The sequence below is a fragment of the Humitalea sp. 24SJ18S-53 genome, from assembly GCF_050632385.1.
Taxonomy (GTDB): Bacteria; Pseudomonadota; Alphaproteobacteria; order Acetobacterales; family Acetobacteraceae; genus Humitalea.
This window is the reverse complement of the sequence record NZ_CP192599.1, coordinates 1,712,774-1,727,775: the sequence shown is the minus strand read 5'-3', so window position 1 is coordinate 1,727,775 and position 15,002 is coordinate 1,712,774. Positions and strand designations below refer to the sequence as shown.

Genomic DNA, 15,002 nt, shown 5'->3' with positions numbered 1-15,002 from the left:
GGGGGCAGGTCAAGGCATGGCAGTCGCGGTGAAGCTTGGCCTGGCCGCGGCCATGCTGCTTGTCGGTGCATGGACCCTGGGTGCCATGCAGGGCTGGCGGATGGCGGTGCTCTGGTGTCTGGGGGCCGGGCTTGGGCTGGTGCTGTTCCGTGCCAGCTTCGGCTTCGCCGGCGCCTTCCGCCGCTTGATCCTGGACCGGCGCGGGCTTGGGCTGCGGGCGCAGATGGTCATGCTGGGCCTGGCCGTCTGCCTGTTCCTGCCGGTGCTGGAGGCCGGCAGCCTGTTCGGCACGCCGGTGCGGGGCTTCGTCTTTCCGCTCGGCGTCGCGCTGCTGCTGGGTGCCTTTCTGTTTGGCATAGGCATGCAGCTTGGCGGGGGGTGCGGGTCCGGCACGCTCTATGCCGCGGGGGGTGGGCAGGAGTCCCGCATGTGGATCACGCTCGCCGCCTTCATCGCGGGCGCCACGCTGGCGGCCTGGCAGGGGGAGCTTTGGCTGGATTGGCCCGCCCTGCCCGCGATCTCGCTGCTGGACCGGCTTGGCGCCGGGCGGGCCATTGCCCTCAGCCTGGCCGTATTCGCGCTGGTCTGGTGCGCTTCGGCCATCGTCGAGCAGCGGCGCCACGGCGGCGTGGAAGCGCTGCAGTGGCGTGGGACCGGGCGGATGGTCTGGCGCGGCCCGTGGTTGCTGGTCTGGGGTGCCGTGGCGCTCGCGGTGCTGAACTTCGCGACCCTGGCGATCGCCGGACGGCCCTGGGCCATCACGGCGGCCTTTCCGCTTTGGGGCTCGCGCGGTGTGGAATTCATGGGCTGGGACGAACCGGCCTTCTGGACCTATTGGGAAGACCCGACACGGACCGAGGCGCTGCTGCGTCCACTGGTCGCGGATCGCATCGGGGTCATGGATCTGGGGCTGATGCTGGGCGCTTTTTGCGCCGCGGCGCTGGCGCGGCGGCCGGCGGATTGGCGGCTGCCGCGACCGGGGGCCGTCGCGGCCTCGGTCGTCGGCGGGCTGCTGCTTGGCATTGGCGCGACGCTCGGTTCCGGCTGCAATATCAGCGCTTATTTTGGCGGCATCGCCTCCGGCAGCCTGCACGGCTGGGTCTGGATCCTGCCCGCTTTGGCGGGCAATTGGGTGGGGGTGCGGCTTCGCCCGGCTTTCGGCCTGGACACCTCATCGCCTATTTGACAGATGGGGTTCGTGTTTTATATAAATCCACTCAAGAATAAAACACACACCACATCGCCGAGGACGATCATGCCGACACCGCGCAATGCCCTGGTGCTCCTGATGGCCCTGGCCCCCTTCACAGCTCAAGCCCAGCCCCTGGTCGCGGAAGGATGCGTCGGCTGCCACGGGCCGAACGGGTCCGGCAGCGGCGGCATTCCCGCCCTGGCCGGCCGGCCACAGGCGGAGTTGGTGGCGCTGATGACCGCCTTCCGCGCCAATGAACGCCCGGCCACCATCATGGGCCGTGTCGCGCGCGGCTATACCGACCCGGAGATTGCCGCCGCCGCCGCCCATTTCGCCGGGCAGGCACGGCCATGAGCGTTACCCGACGCAGCCTGATCGCTGCCGCGGCGCTCGCCGCCCCCCTGCCCTTGCGCGCCCAGACCCAGGCCCGGTTGCTGGTCATCGGCGGCGGCTTCGGCGGCGCCTCGGCCGCCAATTTCGCCCGCCGCAGCTTCCCCTGGCTGGAGGTGACGCTGGTCGAGCCCAGGACCCGCTTCGTCACCTGCCCCTATGGCAACCTGGTGCTGGCCGGCACAAGGCAGATCGGCGACATCTCCCATGGCTATGACGGGCTGCGCGCGCGCGGTGTCCGCGTGGTGCACGACTGGGCCACCGGCATCGACCCGGCCGCCAGGCAGGTGCGCCTGCGGGGTGGCGAGACGCTGGCCTATGACCGGCTGATCCTGTCGCCCGGCATCGCGCTGCGCTGGGATGCGCTGCCAGGCTACGACGAGGCCGCCGCCGAACGGCTGCCGCATGCCTGGGTGCCCGGCGATGGCGCCCAGACCCTGCTGCTGCGCCGGCAGTTGGAGGAGATGCCCGATGGCGGCGTCGTGGGCCTGGCCATCCCGGCCAACCCGTTCCGCTGCCCGCCCGGCCCGTATGAGCGGATCAGCATGATCGCCTCCTACCTCAAGCGGCATAAGCCGCGGGCGAAAATCCTGGCGCTGGATGCGAAGGATGCCTTCAGCAAGCAGGCGCTGTTCCAGGATGGCTGGAACGCGCTCTACCCCGGGCTGATCGAATGGGTGCCGGCCAATCGCGATGGCAAGGTCACCCGCGTCGATGCCGCCGAGCGCGTGCTGGAGACGGAGTTCGGCACCCGGCACAAGGTCGATGTGGGCAATGTCATCCCGCCGCAATCCGCGGCCCGGATCGCCATCGACACGGGGCTGGCCGATGCCTCCGGCTGGGTGCCGGTGAATCCCGTCACCTTCGAATCCCGCGCCGCCCCGGGCATCCATGTGGTGGGGGATGCGAATATCCCGGGCCCCATGCCGAAGTCCGGCTATGTCGCCAACAGCACCGCCAAGCAGGCCGTCGCCAGCGCCGCCGCCAGCCTGCGCGGCGAGGCACCGCCGACCGCGATCTATTACAACACCTGCTATTCGCATGTCGGCGAGGATTACGGGATCTCCGTCGTGGGCATCTATCGGCCGAATGCCGAGGGCAGCGCGATCGTGGAGGTGCCGAATTCCGGCGGCGTCTCCCCGCGCGGCGACCTGCCGGACCAGCGCCGGTTGGAGGCGCAATACGCCGATGGCTGGTACGCCAGCATCACGCGGGACATGTTCGGGTGATCCATCGCCGCGCGACCCTGTCGCTGGTGCTGCTGCCGTGGCTGGCGCTGGCCGAGGCCGAGCCGCTGGCCGAAGCCATCCGCGCGCAGATCGGCGATGCCGAGCCCGAGGAGGGCGGCATCGCCCTGCGCACGCCCACGATCGCCGAGAACGGCGGCCAGGTGCCGCTGACCGTGCTGGTGGACAGCCCGCAGACCGCGGCCGAGCATGTCACCGCGATCCACGTCTTCGCCACGCGCAACCCCACCCCCGGCGTCGCGACTTTCCGCCTGACGCCGCTGCTGGCGCGGGCGGAGGTGCAGACGCGCATTCGCCTGGCCGAACACCAGGCCATCATCGTGCTGGCGCAGATGAACGACGGCACCGTGCGGCGCGCCACGGCCGAAATCCGCGTCACCACCGGGGGTTGCCTGTCATGAGCGGCAGCATCGGCACGCCCCGCCTGCGTGTGCCCCGCACCGCGCGGGCCGGCGAGGTCGTGGAGATCCGCACCCTGATCGAACACCCGATGGAAACCGGGCTGCGGCAGGAGGGCGGTCGCACCGTGCCACGCGACCTGCTGAACCGCGTCACCGTCCGGGTGAATGGCGAGACGGCGCTGGTCGCCGAATTGCGCAATGGCACGTCGGTCAACCCGTACCACGTCTTCTTCCTGCGGATCGAACGGACCAGCGACCTGGATTTCACCTGGACGGATGAAGCCGGCCGCATGGTGCGAAGTACGGCGCGGATCATCGTCGCGTAGAAGCGGCCATCACCGCCGGCGGCGAGGCCCGGCACATGATCACGCTGATGCTCGCGGTCAGCCGGCGCCTCGCCCGGGCCGGCAGCACGACGCGCGCTGGCATTTGGGGGCGCGAGACCCCTCGGCCGCGCATGTGACCAGCGGCGAATGCGGCCGGCAGGCTCGCTCGGGTGCCCCGAACGCTACTGCGCGCCGATCTGCGCGGCACAGGCCTTGAGTTCCTCGATGAGGCCGCCTGGTCCCTCTTGCGGGAGATCTTCCCTGGCCAGGATTCGCGTCAGGCTGGCGCGTACCTCACCTTCGCCGCGAGGCGGCAGCGGAACGGCCACGGCGGCGAGGAGCGGATTGAACTGGCCGATGGTCACGACATGACCGTCGCGCCGTATCGCCGTCAGCTTGCTTCGATAGGTCTTCCAGTCCGAGGCCAGGCGAGCCTCGCTGATTTCGGACTGGTGGTTCAGGTACAGCGACCTGACGCGATGCGCCGGCTGGAACGCCAGGATGGCCAGCGACGCCGCGCCGTAGAACAGGGGCAAGGGGAATCCACGGGACCGCAGCAGGCGGATTTTCTGGTGGTCGGCGGTGATGACCTCCGGTCCCACCTTGTGGACGCACAGGACCCGGTCGCCATACAGGCTCGACAACAGGACGACGCTGTTCGGGTTGGAGGCCAGCAGCGCCGGCATCTCGACATGTCCCACCCTCAGCAGCGGGTCGGTGAGGCACATCAGCCGCTCAAGCTCGACGATGCGCGGCCCTAGCGAATAGAGCCCCCCGCCGGCATTCGCGACAAAGCCCACGTCGCAGAGGCCCTTCAGATAGCGATAGGCCGTGGATTTGGTGTAGCCCAGTCGCTCCATCACGTCCTCGACGCGAATGAGCGGCAGATCGGTGGAAAACAGGTCGAAAATGTCGAAGACGCGACCGATGCTGCCATCGGTGCGCGCGTCCGGACCCTGCCTCGGGCCAGGCCGGTCCTCCGCATGCAGCGGATCGGCTTCGGCGCCGACAAGGCTTCCTGTCACTCCATGCTCCTCATTCAGGTCCGTCACGCGGTCGCCGCCGGGCCGGGCGCGTGCGGCATACACAGCACGTCACGCGACAGGGCGTCCACTGTGCGGCTCCCGACCTGCCCCATCACGCGGCGAGTCTCCTCCTTGAGGATGGCCAGGATCTGTTCCGCCCCCGCCTGGCCGCCGGTCGCGACGCCCCAGAGCGGCGCACGCCCCACCAGGACGGCCTTGGCGCCCAGCGCCAGCGCCTTGACCACGTCGCTGCCGCGGGTGATCCCGCTGTCGAGCAGCACGGGAACCCGGCCGGCAACCCGCTCCAGGATCGCGGGTAGCGCCATCACGGGCGGAATGGCGGCATCGAGCACACGGCCGCCATGGTTGCTGACGATGATGCCGTCCACGCCGCATGCGACCGCGGCTTCGGCATCCGCAGGGTGCAGCACACCCTTGATGAGCAATTGCCCCGACCACAGGCGGCGCAGATCGCGCAGGTCATCCCAGCTCAATGAATCCGCCTTGGGCATGGCCTTGCCCATGGGGGCTGCGGTCATCTTCTGCTGCATATCCGTGGGATAATTGCGATAGCGCGGCATGCCCGTCGTCAGCAGGTAGCGACCGAGCACGCCGCAGAGCCAGCGTGGATGCAAGGCGACATCGACGATGTTCTTCGATGTGAAGCGGAAAGGCACGGTGAAGCCGCTACGCAGATTGTATTCGCGGTTGGAGGGCACCGCCGTATCCACGGTGACCACCAGCGCCTTGAACCCCGCCTTGCGGGCACGCTCGACCAAGGCATGCGACATGCTGCGATCCGGCCACATGTAGAGCTGGAACCAGAGATTGCCACCGGCTTCCGCCGCCACGCGTTCCATGGCCGTCAGCGATCCGGTGGCCAGGGTGAAGGGCAGGCCCGCCTTGGCCGCGGCGCGCGCGAGGGCGATCTCCCCCTCGAACCACAAAAGCCCGGCGGCGCCGGTCGGCGCCACGACGATCGGCGCGCTGACCGCCTGCCCGAACAAGCTCGTCGCCGGATCGCGTCCGGACACATTGGCGAGGACGCGCGGCACCAGCTTGATGTCGCGAAAGGCCTGCCTGTTCGCATCGAGCGCGAATTCATCCTCCGCGCCCCGATCGACGAAGTCGAACAGGCCGCGCGGCAGCCGCTGGCGGGCTTTCCGCCGGACATCATGTGCGTTGTAGGCGGGCATCGTGCTCTTGCTCTCCCTGCGTCAAATGCGTTCGGCACCGATCAGGGCTGCAAATATACTCTTTCCTATATATAGGGAATATGTCTATTTCTCCAAGCGCCCAACGACGGTGCGACAGGGATGGAGGATCCGGATGCCGCCTGACACCATGAAACACATTGCGAAAATCGGACGCCGTGCGTTCCTTGGCAGCGCCGCGGCAGCCGCCATCCTGCCGGCCCCGGCCGTGGCCCAGGCCTTTCCCGCGCGGCCCATCCAACTGGTCGTGGCCTATGCGCCCGGTGGCGCCACCGACCTTGTCGCCCGCGTCCTGGCGCGCGACCTGGGGCGCCGGTTCAACCAGCCCGTCACCGTGGACAATCGTCCTGGCGGCGGGACGCTGATCGGCACGCAATACGTGCAGCGCGCGGCGCCCGATGGGCTGACCTTGCTGTTCGGCACCAATGCGCTCGTCAACAACTCGCTGATGCTGCCTGGGCGACCGTATGATGCGGTGACGTCCTTCGCGCCCATCAGCATGGTGTCGATCCAGCCGCTGTTCGCGATGGTGCGGCCGCAGTTGGGTGTGTCGAACATCCGGGACTTCATCGCGCTGGCGAAGCGCCGGCCTGGCGCGCTGAACTTCGCCTCCTCCGGCAATGGTTCCGGGCAGCACATCGCCGGCGAGTTGTTCCGCCAGCAGGCGGAGATCGACATCGTGCACGTGCCGTATCGCGGTGCGGGCCCGGCGTTGAACGATCTCCTGGCGGGTCAGGTGGATGTGATGTTCACCTCGCTGTTTGGCCTGACCGACCATGTGGCCGATGGCCGCCTGCTGCTGCTCGGCAGCAGCGGCACGGCGCGATCCCCGGCGACGCCGAATGTGCCGACGATCGCGGAGCAGGGCCTGCCAGACTACACGCATATCTCCTGGCAGGGCATGCTGGCGCCGGTGGGCACGCCACCCGCGATCATCACGGCGTTGAACCAGGCGATACGGGAGATCGGCGCGACCCCGGCCTTCGCCGAGACGCTGGCCGCGCAGGCGCTTGAAGTCGCGACCGATACGCCCGAGGCGATGCGGGCCATGCTGGTGCATGAGCGCGACGTGGTGGCCCGGATCATCCAGGCGACGGGCATCAAGATCGAATAGGGGACCGCTGCGATGAGATGGCTTCGCTACTCCGCGCCTGGCGTGGACGAGACCTATGGCATGGTCGAGGGCGACCGTATCCGCGAGGTGCGCGGCACACCCTTCGACCAATGGGAGCCGACCGGGCGCATGCACGACCTGGCCGCGGTCACGGTCGCGGTCCCGTTCATGCCCCGCACCTTCTACGCGGCGGGCCTGAACTACGCCCGGCATATCCGCGAAGCGGCGGAGCGGCGCGGCGAGGTGCCGAACCTGCCCGCCAAGCCCGACATGGGGTATCGCGCGGTGAATGCGCTGATCGCCCATGACGCGCCGGTGATCATCCCGTCCGACGCGACCAGGATCCACTACGAGGGCGAGATCGCTGTCGTCATCGGCAAGACGGCGCGCCACCTGTCGGAGGCCGAGGCGCTGTCCTGCGTGCTGGGCTATACCATCGGCAATGATGTCAGCGAGCGGAACTGGCAACGCAGCGACCGCACCTTCTGGCGTGCGAAGAACACCGATACCTTCAAGCCCATGGGGCCGTGGATCGAAACCGACCTCGACCTCGACGCGGCCGAGACGACGGTGCGGCTGAATGGCGAGGTCACCATCCGGTTTCGCACCAATGACATGCTGTTCGGCATTGCCACCTTCATCAGCGCGATGACCCGCTACCTGACCTTGCATCCGGGCGATGTGATCTGGATGGGGACCGACGGCACCTCGCCCGATCTCAAGCCCGGGGATGTGGTCGAGGTCGAGATTTCCGGCATCGGCACCCTGCGCAATCCGTTCATCGGCGAGGCGACGTGACCGTGGATATCCTGTTGCGCGCCGCCCTGGTCACGACCTGCCAGCAGGCCGTGCTGCGTTTCTTCAGCGCGCTGGATGGCGGACGCTGGGACGAGGTGGCGGGTTCGCTTGCCGAGGACGGGGTCTGGCATCGCCAGGGCAAGGCGCTGCGCGGGCCGGATGCGGTGCGCGCGGCGATGGCCGACCGGCCGGCGGGTCGTGTCACCGCGCATCTGGTGCAGAACCTGGTCATCGAACTGGACGGCGAGAGGGCTGCCACGGCGCGCTTCATGGCGCTGACGTTCCGACACGATGGCGGCACCCCCGCGCCGATCGGGTTGCCGCTGTCGATCGCGGCCTATGCGGATCGCATGCGCCGCGACGGTGACACCTGGCTGGTGGTCGAACGCCGCGGGATACGCGTTTTCGGCTGATGCGGCGCTAGGCGCCGATCGTCGCGCGGCGCGCGACGAAGGCCGCGGTGACCTCGGGGTTCATCATCCGGACGGGCGGCTTGCCGGCCGCGGCCAGGACAAAAGCCTCGGCCGCCATGCGGGCGACGCGTTCGCGGCTTTCATGCGTCACGCCAGCCGTATGCGGGCTGACCAGCACCGCGGGATGGGCCAGCAGCGGATGGTCCTTCGGCGGGGGCTCACGTTCCCAGACATCCAGTCCTGCGGCGGAAAGATGGCCGCTGTCGAGGGCGGCGGTCAGCGCCACTTCGTCATGGATGCTTCCGCGGGCGGTGCTGACGAAGATGGCGCCCGGACGCATCGCGGCGAAGGCCCCTGCGTCGAACAAGCCGCGCGTCTCGGCGGTCAGCGGGCAATGCGCCGAGACGATGTCGCTGATCGACAGAAGTTCGTTGAACGCCACCTTCTCGGCGCCGCGTTGCTGGCAGGTGGCCGCGTCCAGGTATGGGTCGTGCACGACGATGCGGCAGCCGAAGGCGACGCGCAGGATCTCGGCCACCCTTGTGCCGACATGGCCAAGGCCGATCAGCCCCACCGTGCGGCCGCTCAACTCACGCCCCAGGAAGGCCTCGCGCCGGACGACCGTTCCGGCGCGCATCGCCACCCCGGCTTCCGGCATGCGCTTCAGCAGGCCGAGCATCATGCCCACGGCGTGTTCGGCGACACCTTCGGCATTGCCGCCGGCCTGGTTCACCACGATCACGCCCGCTTCGGTGCAGGCCGGCACGTCGATCGTGTCGTAGCCCGCGCCATAGCTGGCGACGACGAGCAAGGATGGCATGGTGGCGAGCAGCGCCGGCGTCACGTGCCAGGCAAGCGGCAATTCATCCCGCGCCGCCCGGGCGTAGTAGCCGTGGCACGAGGCCAATGCGGCGCGGACCCGGTCATCCCCATCCGCCAGGTCGATGCGCAGCAGATCGATGTTCGGATCGGCTTCCATGACGTCGATGAAGCTCTGGTGCATCGGGCGTTCGATGTAGCCGACACGAAAGATGGGCTTGGTCACGCTGTGCTGTCCCTCACGATGGGCATGGATGTCAAAGCCGACTCACCATGGCGCCTCGCCACCACGGTGACATCCCTTCGGTTCATGCCGCCTGACGCCCCCCAGTTCCGGCCGGGAGCGGGTGCAGCATATGCTCAAGAATGGCGAAATCCTACAATACGGGAATTATTGAATTTCCACTGGCGGCAAAAGAATCCCGAACGCGCCCGAAGCCCATCGTCCACGGGCCCTGGCAGGCATTCTTCAGCAGCGCGCCGATGGAGAGGCGACGCCCCCCATTTTCCGCACCCCTACCGCCGCTGCGCCTGGTCCAGCAGGTCCGCGCCGGCGGCCCCGGCCGTCCGCGCCCAGGCCTGGGTCACCGGCCCCGCCGCCGCGCGCAGCGCCGCGGCCAGGCTTGCATCGGGTTCGATCTGCCGCACCCCGGCCGTGGCCATGCGCGTGGCGTTTTCGGCTATGCGCGTGTCCAGCGCGCGCCATTGGCGGGTTTCGGTCGCCTGCGCGGCGCGGCCGAGCGCGATCTGCGCGCTGGCCGGCAGCGCCGACAGCGGATCATTGCCGCAGAAGGCCAGGCTCAGCGGCCAGGCCCAGTCCAGGCGGGTGAAATGCGGCAGGCTTTCCCAAAGCCGGGCCCCTGCCCCGCCATCGCCCGACGACAGCACCGCGTCGATGGTGCCCGCGCGCACGCGGGGCAGCGCGTCGGCGAAGGAAATCGCCTCGGCCGTCGCACCGGCGGCGCTGAAGGTCGCGGTCGAGGTCGCATCGAAGGTCCGCACCCGCAGCCCGGCCAGGTCGGCGGCGCTGGTCACCGGGTTGCGCGACCAGATGCCGGCCGGCGGCCAGGGCGTGACATACAGCAGCCGCAGGCCCCGCGCGGACAGCAGTTCGACCACTGCGACGCGCGTCAGCGCCCATAGCTTGCGCGCATCCTCGGCCGAGGCGGTCAGGAAGGGCAGCGCGAAAATACCCAGCAAGGGCATCGCGGGCGCCATCGCGCCGGCGAAGGCATCGGCCGCCGCCACCACGCCATCGGCGACGGCGCGCGGCATGCTGGCGGAGCGCAACCCGCCCGGCGCATCGAACCCCGCGGTCACTGTCAGGTCGCCGCCGGTCGCGGCCTGGGCGAAATGGGCGATGCCTTCGCCGGGCAGGCTGGTCGCCGGATATTCGGTGACGATGCTCCAGGTGGTCGCGGCCCGCACGGCGGGGGCGGCGAGAAGGCAGGGGATGGCAAGGCCGAGGCCGCGTCGATGGATCATGCGATGCAGTCTGGCATGCTCATCGCGCCCGGCCCAACACCATCTCGCGCCACCAGATGAACAGGCCCGATCCGACCAGGATCGCCATGCCGGCCAGATCCCAGCCATCCGGCCATTCGGCCCAGAGCAACGCACCAAGCAAGGTGGTCCAGAGGATGCCCGAATACTCGAAGGGTGCCAGCAAGGTGGTGTCCGACCGGCGATAGGCCGCGGTCATCAGCAATTGCGCCACCGCGGACACCGCGCCCAGGCCGAACAGCAGCAGCCATTGCCGGCCATCGGGCCAGATCCAGCCCGGGATCGCGGCCAGCCCCGCGACTCCGCCGGCGCCGATGGCGAACCACAGCACGATGGCGACGCTATTCTCCCCGGCCTCACCCAGGCGGCGGATCGAGATCATGGCCAAGGCCCAGCCCAGCGCGCCCAGCAGCACGAGGCTGACCGCGACGGGGGGGTAGCTGCCGCTGCTGGACCAGGGTTGCAGCATCACCAGCACGCCACAAAACCCGACGACGACGGCGGACCAGCGCCGCCAGCCGACCCGCTGCCCCAGCAGCGGCACCGACAGCGCGGTCAGGAAGAAGGGCATGGTGAAACCCAGCGCGGTGACCGTCGCCAAGGGCATCACGGCATAGCCGTAGAAGGCGCCCAGCATGCCGAACAACCCGAACAGGCAGCGCTGCACATGGCCCCATGGGTGTTTGGTGCGCAGCGCGGACAGGCCGCCATTGGCCGCCAGCACGGGCAGCAAGGCGGGCAAGGCGAAGACATTGCGGAACAGGATGACCTGCGCGACGGGAATCGCGCCGTCCATCGCCTTCACGCAGGCCGCGGCCAGGGCAAAGGTGCCGGCAGCACCCAGCACGCAGAGGATGGCGCGCGAGGACCGCGCCCTGTCACCACCGCCTGCCATGCCGCCCCCCGTGTCGGCACAGCTTAGCACCCTGGGCGCTGCGCGAAACCGCCCCCGGCCCCATGTTCAGCGGCGGCCGAACGGCGCTAAACATGCGCCAGTGACCGACCGACACCCCAAGGCGCCCCGCGTGCCGGCCCATCCGCTGATCGACCTGCAAAGCGACGAGGTGGCCTATGCCGGACGCTTCGCGATGCAGATCGTGAAGTTCCGTTATCGCAAGTTCGATGGCGCCTGGTCGCGCACGAAAACCTGGGAGTTGTGGCGGCGCGGCGATGGGGTGATGTCCCTGCCCTACGACCCCTGGACCGATCGCGTCGCGCTGATCGAACAATTCCGCCTGCCGGCGCTGGCCGCGGGGCTGGACCCGGTGATGCTGGAATGCCCCGCCGGGCTGCTGGAAGCCCACGAAGACCCGGCCGAGGCCACCAGCCGCGAAACCGCCGAGGAAACCGGCCTGGTGCCCGACCGCTACCTGTCGCTCGGCCGCTTCATGCTGATGCAGGGCGGCTGCGATGAAATCTCCCACCCCGCCATCGCGCGGGTGCGGCTGCCCGACCTCGGGCGCCTGCCCGATGCCGGGCTGGAGACCGAGGATGAGAGCACCCGCGTGATCGTGGTGCAGGCCGAGGAGGCCTTTGCCATGGTCGCCGACAACCGCATCCTGAACATGCCCGCGGCCTTCTGCATCCAGGCCCTGCAACTGCGACGCCCCGTGCTGCGCGCCGAATGGACCCGCCCGTGACCCAATTGCTGTTCCGCGACGATGCCTATGTGCGCGAGGCCAGCGCGACCGTGCTGGCCGTGGGGCCGGAGGGCGTCGTGCTCGACCGCACCCCCTACTACGCCCGTGCCGGCGGCCAGCCGGGCGATGCCGGCACCCTGGCCTGGGATGGCGGCGAGACGTCGGTCGTCGAGGCCCGCAAGGGCGAAGGCGATGCGGTGCTGCATGTCCTGCCGGAAGCCGCCATCCCGCCGCCGGTTGGGTCCATCGTGACCGCGCAAATCAACTGGGCGCGGCGCCACCTGTACATGCGGATGCACACCGCGTTGCATTTGTTGTGCGCGGCGCTGCCCGGCGTCGGCGTCACTGGCGGCCAGATCGGTGCCGACAAATCGCGCCTGGATTTCGACATGGCCGAACCGCCGACGAAGGAAGCGTTGGAGGCGGCACTGAACGCGCTGGCCGCCGGCGGGCATGCCGTGTCCGATCGCTGGATCACCGCCGAGGAACTGGACGCGATGCCGTCGCTGGTCCGCACCCTGTCGGTGCAGCCGCCGCGCGGCGCGGGCTTCATCCGCCTGGTGCGGATCGGGCCGGAGGATGCGCCGATCGACCTGCAGCCCTGCGGCGGCACCCATGTCGCCAATACCGCCGAGATCGGCACGATCCGGGTGACCAAAATGGAAAGCAAAGGGCGGCAGAACCGCCGCGTTTCAATTGTGCTGGAGGAAATCTGATGGGTCCCACCGTCTCGGTCGCCTGGCTGGCGGCCCATATCGCAGAGCCTGACCTCGTGATCTTCGACGCCACCATGTATTTGCCGACCGAAGGCAAGAATGGCGCGGCCGAATTCGCCGCCGCCCATATCCCGGGCGCGCGCTTCTTCGACATCAATGTCGTCGCCGACCAGGACACGAGCCTGCCACATATGGCCCCCACGGCCGGGCGCTTTGCCGCGCTGATGGGTGCGATGGGTGTGACCAACACCTCACGCGTCGTCTTCTACGACCAGACCGGCATGACCCGCGCGCCGCGCGGCTGGTGGCTGTTCCGGCTGTTCGGGCATGAGCAGGTCGCGGTGCTGGATGGCGGCCTGCCGGCCTGGCGGGCGGCCGGGCAGCCGGTCACCGATGCACCCCCTGCCCCGCCGGTGGCCGCGACCTATGTCGCCGACCTGCGTGCCGAACGGTTGAAGGGTATCGGCGATGTGAAACGCATTGTGGCGGATGGCTCGGCCGCCGTCGTCGATGCGCGGGCGCGCGGGCGCTTCGAAGGCACGGCGCCGGAACCGCGCCCCGGCCTGCCGTCGGGGCATATGCGGGGCGCGGGCAATCTGCCGGCGACCGAGATCACCGGCCCGGACGGCCTGCTGCTGCCCGCCGCCACTCTGCGCGCCGCCTTCGCCGCCGCAGGCGCGGATGGCCAGAAGCCCATCGTCACCACCTGCGGCACCGGGGTCACCGCCTCGGCCATCGCACTCGCGGCGGTGGTCGCGGGGCTGCCTGAACCGGCCGTCTATGACGGCTCCTGGACCGAATGGGCCGCGCGCCCGGAAACCGAGAAAGTTGCATCCGCATGACCGAGGACAGGTTTGAGACCCGCATGAGCCATGCCGGGCGCGCGGGCACGCGTGCCTATGGTTTTGTGAACCCGGGCGTGCATCGCGGTTCGACCGTGCTGTTCCCGAATGTCGCGGCGCGGCGCGAAGCGGCCAAGCACCGCTTCGACCAGGTGATGACCTACGGCACCCAGGGCGGGCCGACCCACTACATGCTGGAGGACGTGGTCGCCGAGATCGAGGGCGGCACCCGCGCGCTGATCGTCGGCACCGGGCTCGCCGCCGTCGCGGTGCCGTTGCTGGCCTATCTGAAGGCGGGCGATCACTGCCTGATGCCCGACAGCGTCTATGGCCCGGCGCGCAACCTGGCCGAAGGGCTGATGAAGGGCTGGCACATCGGCACGACCTTCTACGACCCGACCCTGGACGAGGCCGGCATCGCCGCGCTGATCCAGCCGAACACCAAGGTCGTCTACACCGAAGCCCCCGGCAGCCATACCTTCGAGATGCAGGACATCCCCGCCATCGCGCGCGCGGCCCATGCCGCCGGCGCCAAGGTGTTGATGGACAACACCTGGGGCCTGCATCACTTCCAGCCGTTCAAGCATGGCGTCGATGTGTCGATCCAGGCGCTGACCAAGTACCTGGTCGGCCATTCGGATGCGCTGCTGGGCAGCGTGACCGTGAACAACGATGACGACTGGCAGGCGGTGCGCGGTGCCGCCAACGCCATGGGGCATTTCGCCAGCCCCGATGACGTGTGGCTGGGGCTGCGCGGCGTGCGCACCATGCCGGTGCGCATGAAGCGCCAGGAGCAGAGCGGCATCGAGGTCGCGACCTGGCTGGAATCCCAGCCCCAAGTCGCCCGCGTGCTGCACCCCGCCCTGCCGAGCCACCCCGGCCACGCTATCTGGAAACGCGATTTTACGGGTGCCGCGTCGCTGTTCGGCGTGGTGCTCAAGCCGGACTACACCGACGAACAGGGCGTCGCCTTCATCGACAGCCTGCGGCTGTTCGGGATCGGCGCGTCCTGGGGCGGGTTTGAATCGCTGGCGATCCCGACGACGGGGTTTGTCACGCGCACCGCGACGCCGACCGAACTGGGCGGCTTCACTGTGCGCCTGCACATCGGCCTGGAAGACCCGGCGGACCTGATGGCCGATCTGGCGCAGGGCTTGGCGGGGCTGAACGGCGAGGCACCGGCGGCGTTCGACTGAGGGGGTTGAAGTAACGGGGATGTTGCGCCGTGGAGGGGGCTATTCGCCCCCTCCACACCACCCCCAACCAGGGGCCGCCGCCCCTGGACCGGCGGGGTATTGGTAAAATAAAGAGAGGGGCATCACAGGCGTTCGACTGATCGAGGTCACGCGATGCCCCTCTCTT

Annotated in this window: 17 protein-coding genes; 12 read left to right on the top strand and 5 right to left on the bottom strand. The window is 69.2% G+C overall.

What is annotated here, in order from left to right; all coding sequences use genetic code 11:
- Positions 1-16 precede the first annotated feature (16 nt).
- The 5 genes from ACQW02_RS08370 (at position 17) to ACQW02_RS08350 (ending at position 3,556) form a co-directional block, all read left to right on the top strand.
- The gene (locus ACQW02_RS08370; RefSeq protein WP_431284812.1) at positions 17-1,186 is read left to right on the top strand and encodes a YeeE/YedE family protein; all 1,170 of its coding nucleotides are present in this window, start codon (positions 17-19) and stop codon (positions 1,184-1,186) included.
- Positions 1,187-1,255: 69 nt separating this feature from the next.
- Positions 1,256-1,546: a c-type cytochrome gene (locus tag ACQW02_RS08365; RefSeq protein WP_431284811.1), complete on the top strand. Its 291-nt coding sequence runs from the start codon at positions 1,256-1,258 to the stop codon at positions 1,544-1,546.
- A complete protein-coding gene (locus ACQW02_RS08360; RefSeq protein WP_431284810.1) occupies positions 1,543-2,811 on the top strand; it encodes an FCSD flavin-binding domain-containing protein in 1,269 nt (422 codons plus the stop codon). Before ACQW02_RS08365 ends, ACQW02_RS08360 begins: the two co-directional genes overlap by 4 nt.
- Positions 2,808-3,230, top strand: coding sequence for a thiosulfate oxidation carrier protein SoxY (locus tag ACQW02_RS08355; RefSeq protein ID WP_431284809.1), 423 nt, complete (start codon positions 2,808-2,810; stop codon positions 3,228-3,230). The genes ACQW02_RS08360 and ACQW02_RS08355 overlap by 4 nt, the downstream gene beginning before the upstream one ends.
- Positions 3,227-3,556, top strand: a complete 330-nt coding sequence (locus ACQW02_RS08350; RefSeq protein WP_431284808.1) for a thiosulfate oxidation carrier complex protein SoxZ — start codon at positions 3,227-3,229, stop codon at positions 3,554-3,556. The genes ACQW02_RS08355 and ACQW02_RS08350 overlap by 4 nt, the downstream gene beginning before the upstream one ends.
- Before the next feature lie 182 nt (positions 3,557-3,738).
- On the opposite strand, the gene ACQW02_RS08345 is transcribed toward ACQW02_RS08350, so the two are convergent.
- Together ACQW02_RS08345 and ACQW02_RS08340 are read right to left on the bottom strand one after the other, a co-directional pair.
- The gene (locus ACQW02_RS08345; protein ID WP_431284807.1) at positions 3,739-4,581 is read right to left on the bottom strand and encodes an IclR family transcriptional regulator; all 843 of its coding nucleotides are present in this window, start codon (positions 4,579-4,581) and stop codon (positions 3,739-3,741) included.
- 23 nt (positions 4,582-4,604) lie between these two features.
- Positions 4,605-5,777, bottom strand: a complete 1,173-nt coding sequence (locus tag ACQW02_RS08340) for an alpha-hydroxy acid oxidase (RefSeq protein WP_431284806.1) — start codon at positions 5,775-5,777, stop codon at positions 4,605-4,607.
- Between the two features lie 148 nt (positions 5,778-5,925).
- On the opposite strand from ACQW02_RS08340, the gene ACQW02_RS08335 reads away from it, so the two are divergent.
- The 3 genes from ACQW02_RS08335 to ACQW02_RS08325 are packed head-to-tail and all read left to right on the top strand — an operon-like array spanning position 5,926 to position 8,120.
- The gene (locus ACQW02_RS08335; protein WP_431284805.1) at positions 5,926-6,909 is read left to right on the top strand and encodes a Bug family tripartite tricarboxylate transporter substrate binding protein; all 984 of its coding nucleotides are present in this window, start codon (positions 5,926-5,928) and stop codon (positions 6,907-6,909) included.
- A 12-nt stretch (positions 6,910-6,921) separates the two neighbouring features.
- The gene (locus ACQW02_RS08330; protein ID WP_431284804.1) at positions 6,922-7,707 is read left to right on the top strand and encodes a fumarylacetoacetate hydrolase family protein; all 786 of its coding nucleotides are present in this window, start codon (positions 6,922-6,924) and stop codon (positions 7,705-7,707) included.
- The gene (locus tag ACQW02_RS08325) at positions 7,704-8,120 is read left to right on the top strand and encodes a nuclear transport factor 2 family protein (RefSeq protein WP_431284803.1); all 417 of its coding nucleotides are present in this window, start codon (positions 7,704-7,706) and stop codon (positions 8,118-8,120) included. The genes ACQW02_RS08330 and ACQW02_RS08325 overlap by 4 nt, the downstream gene beginning before the upstream one ends.
- Before the next feature lie 7 nt (positions 8,121-8,127).
- Here ACQW02_RS08325 and ACQW02_RS08320 read toward each other — a convergent pair whose 3' ends face one another.
- The 3 genes from ACQW02_RS08320 to ACQW02_RS08310 form a co-directional block, all read right to left on the bottom strand.
- Entirely contained in the window at positions 8,128-9,165 is a 1,038-nt protein-coding gene (locus ACQW02_RS08320; RefSeq protein ID WP_431284802.1) for an NAD(P)-dependent oxidoreductase, read from the bottom strand.
- Positions 9,166-9,455: 290 nt separating this feature from the next.
- Positions 9,456-10,424: a TRAP transporter substrate-binding protein DctP gene (gene dctP, locus ACQW02_RS08315; protein WP_431284801.1), complete on the bottom strand. Its 969-nt coding sequence runs from the start codon at positions 10,422-10,424 to the stop codon at positions 9,456-9,458.
- Between the two features lie 19 nt (positions 10,425-10,443).
- Positions 10,444-11,337 (bottom strand): DMT family transporter, encoded by an 894-nt coding sequence (locus ACQW02_RS08310; RefSeq protein ID WP_431284800.1) that lies wholly within the window; start codon positions 11,335-11,337, stop codon positions 10,444-10,446.
- Positions 11,338-11,437: 100 nt separating this feature from the next.
- Between ACQW02_RS08310 and ACQW02_RS08305 the strand changes: the two genes are divergently transcribed.
- From ACQW02_RS08305 to metC, 4 genes are read left to right on the top strand one after another with little or no spacing between them, the layout of a single operon-like run.
- On the top strand, positions 11,438-12,082 hold the full coding sequence (locus ACQW02_RS08305; protein WP_431284799.1) for an NUDIX domain-containing protein: 645 nt from the start codon (positions 11,438-11,440) through the stop codon (positions 12,080-12,082).
- Positions 12,079-12,798 (top strand): alanyl-tRNA editing protein, encoded by a 720-nt coding sequence (locus tag ACQW02_RS08300; protein ID WP_431284798.1) that lies wholly within the window; start codon positions 12,079-12,081, stop codon positions 12,796-12,798. The genes ACQW02_RS08305 and ACQW02_RS08300 overlap by 4 nt, the downstream gene beginning before the upstream one ends.
- Positions 12,798-13,640, top strand: a complete 843-nt coding sequence (locus ACQW02_RS08295; RefSeq protein WP_431284797.1) for a sulfurtransferase — start codon at positions 12,798-12,800, stop codon at positions 13,638-13,640. Before ACQW02_RS08300 ends, ACQW02_RS08295 begins: the two co-directional genes overlap by 1 nt.
- A complete protein-coding gene (metC, locus tag ACQW02_RS08290) occupies positions 13,637-14,836 on the top strand; it encodes a cystathionine beta-lyase (RefSeq protein ID WP_431284796.1) in 1,200 nt (399 codons plus the stop codon). The genes ACQW02_RS08295 and metC overlap by 4 nt, the downstream gene beginning before the upstream one ends.
- Positions 14,837-15,002 lie beyond the last annotated feature (166 nt).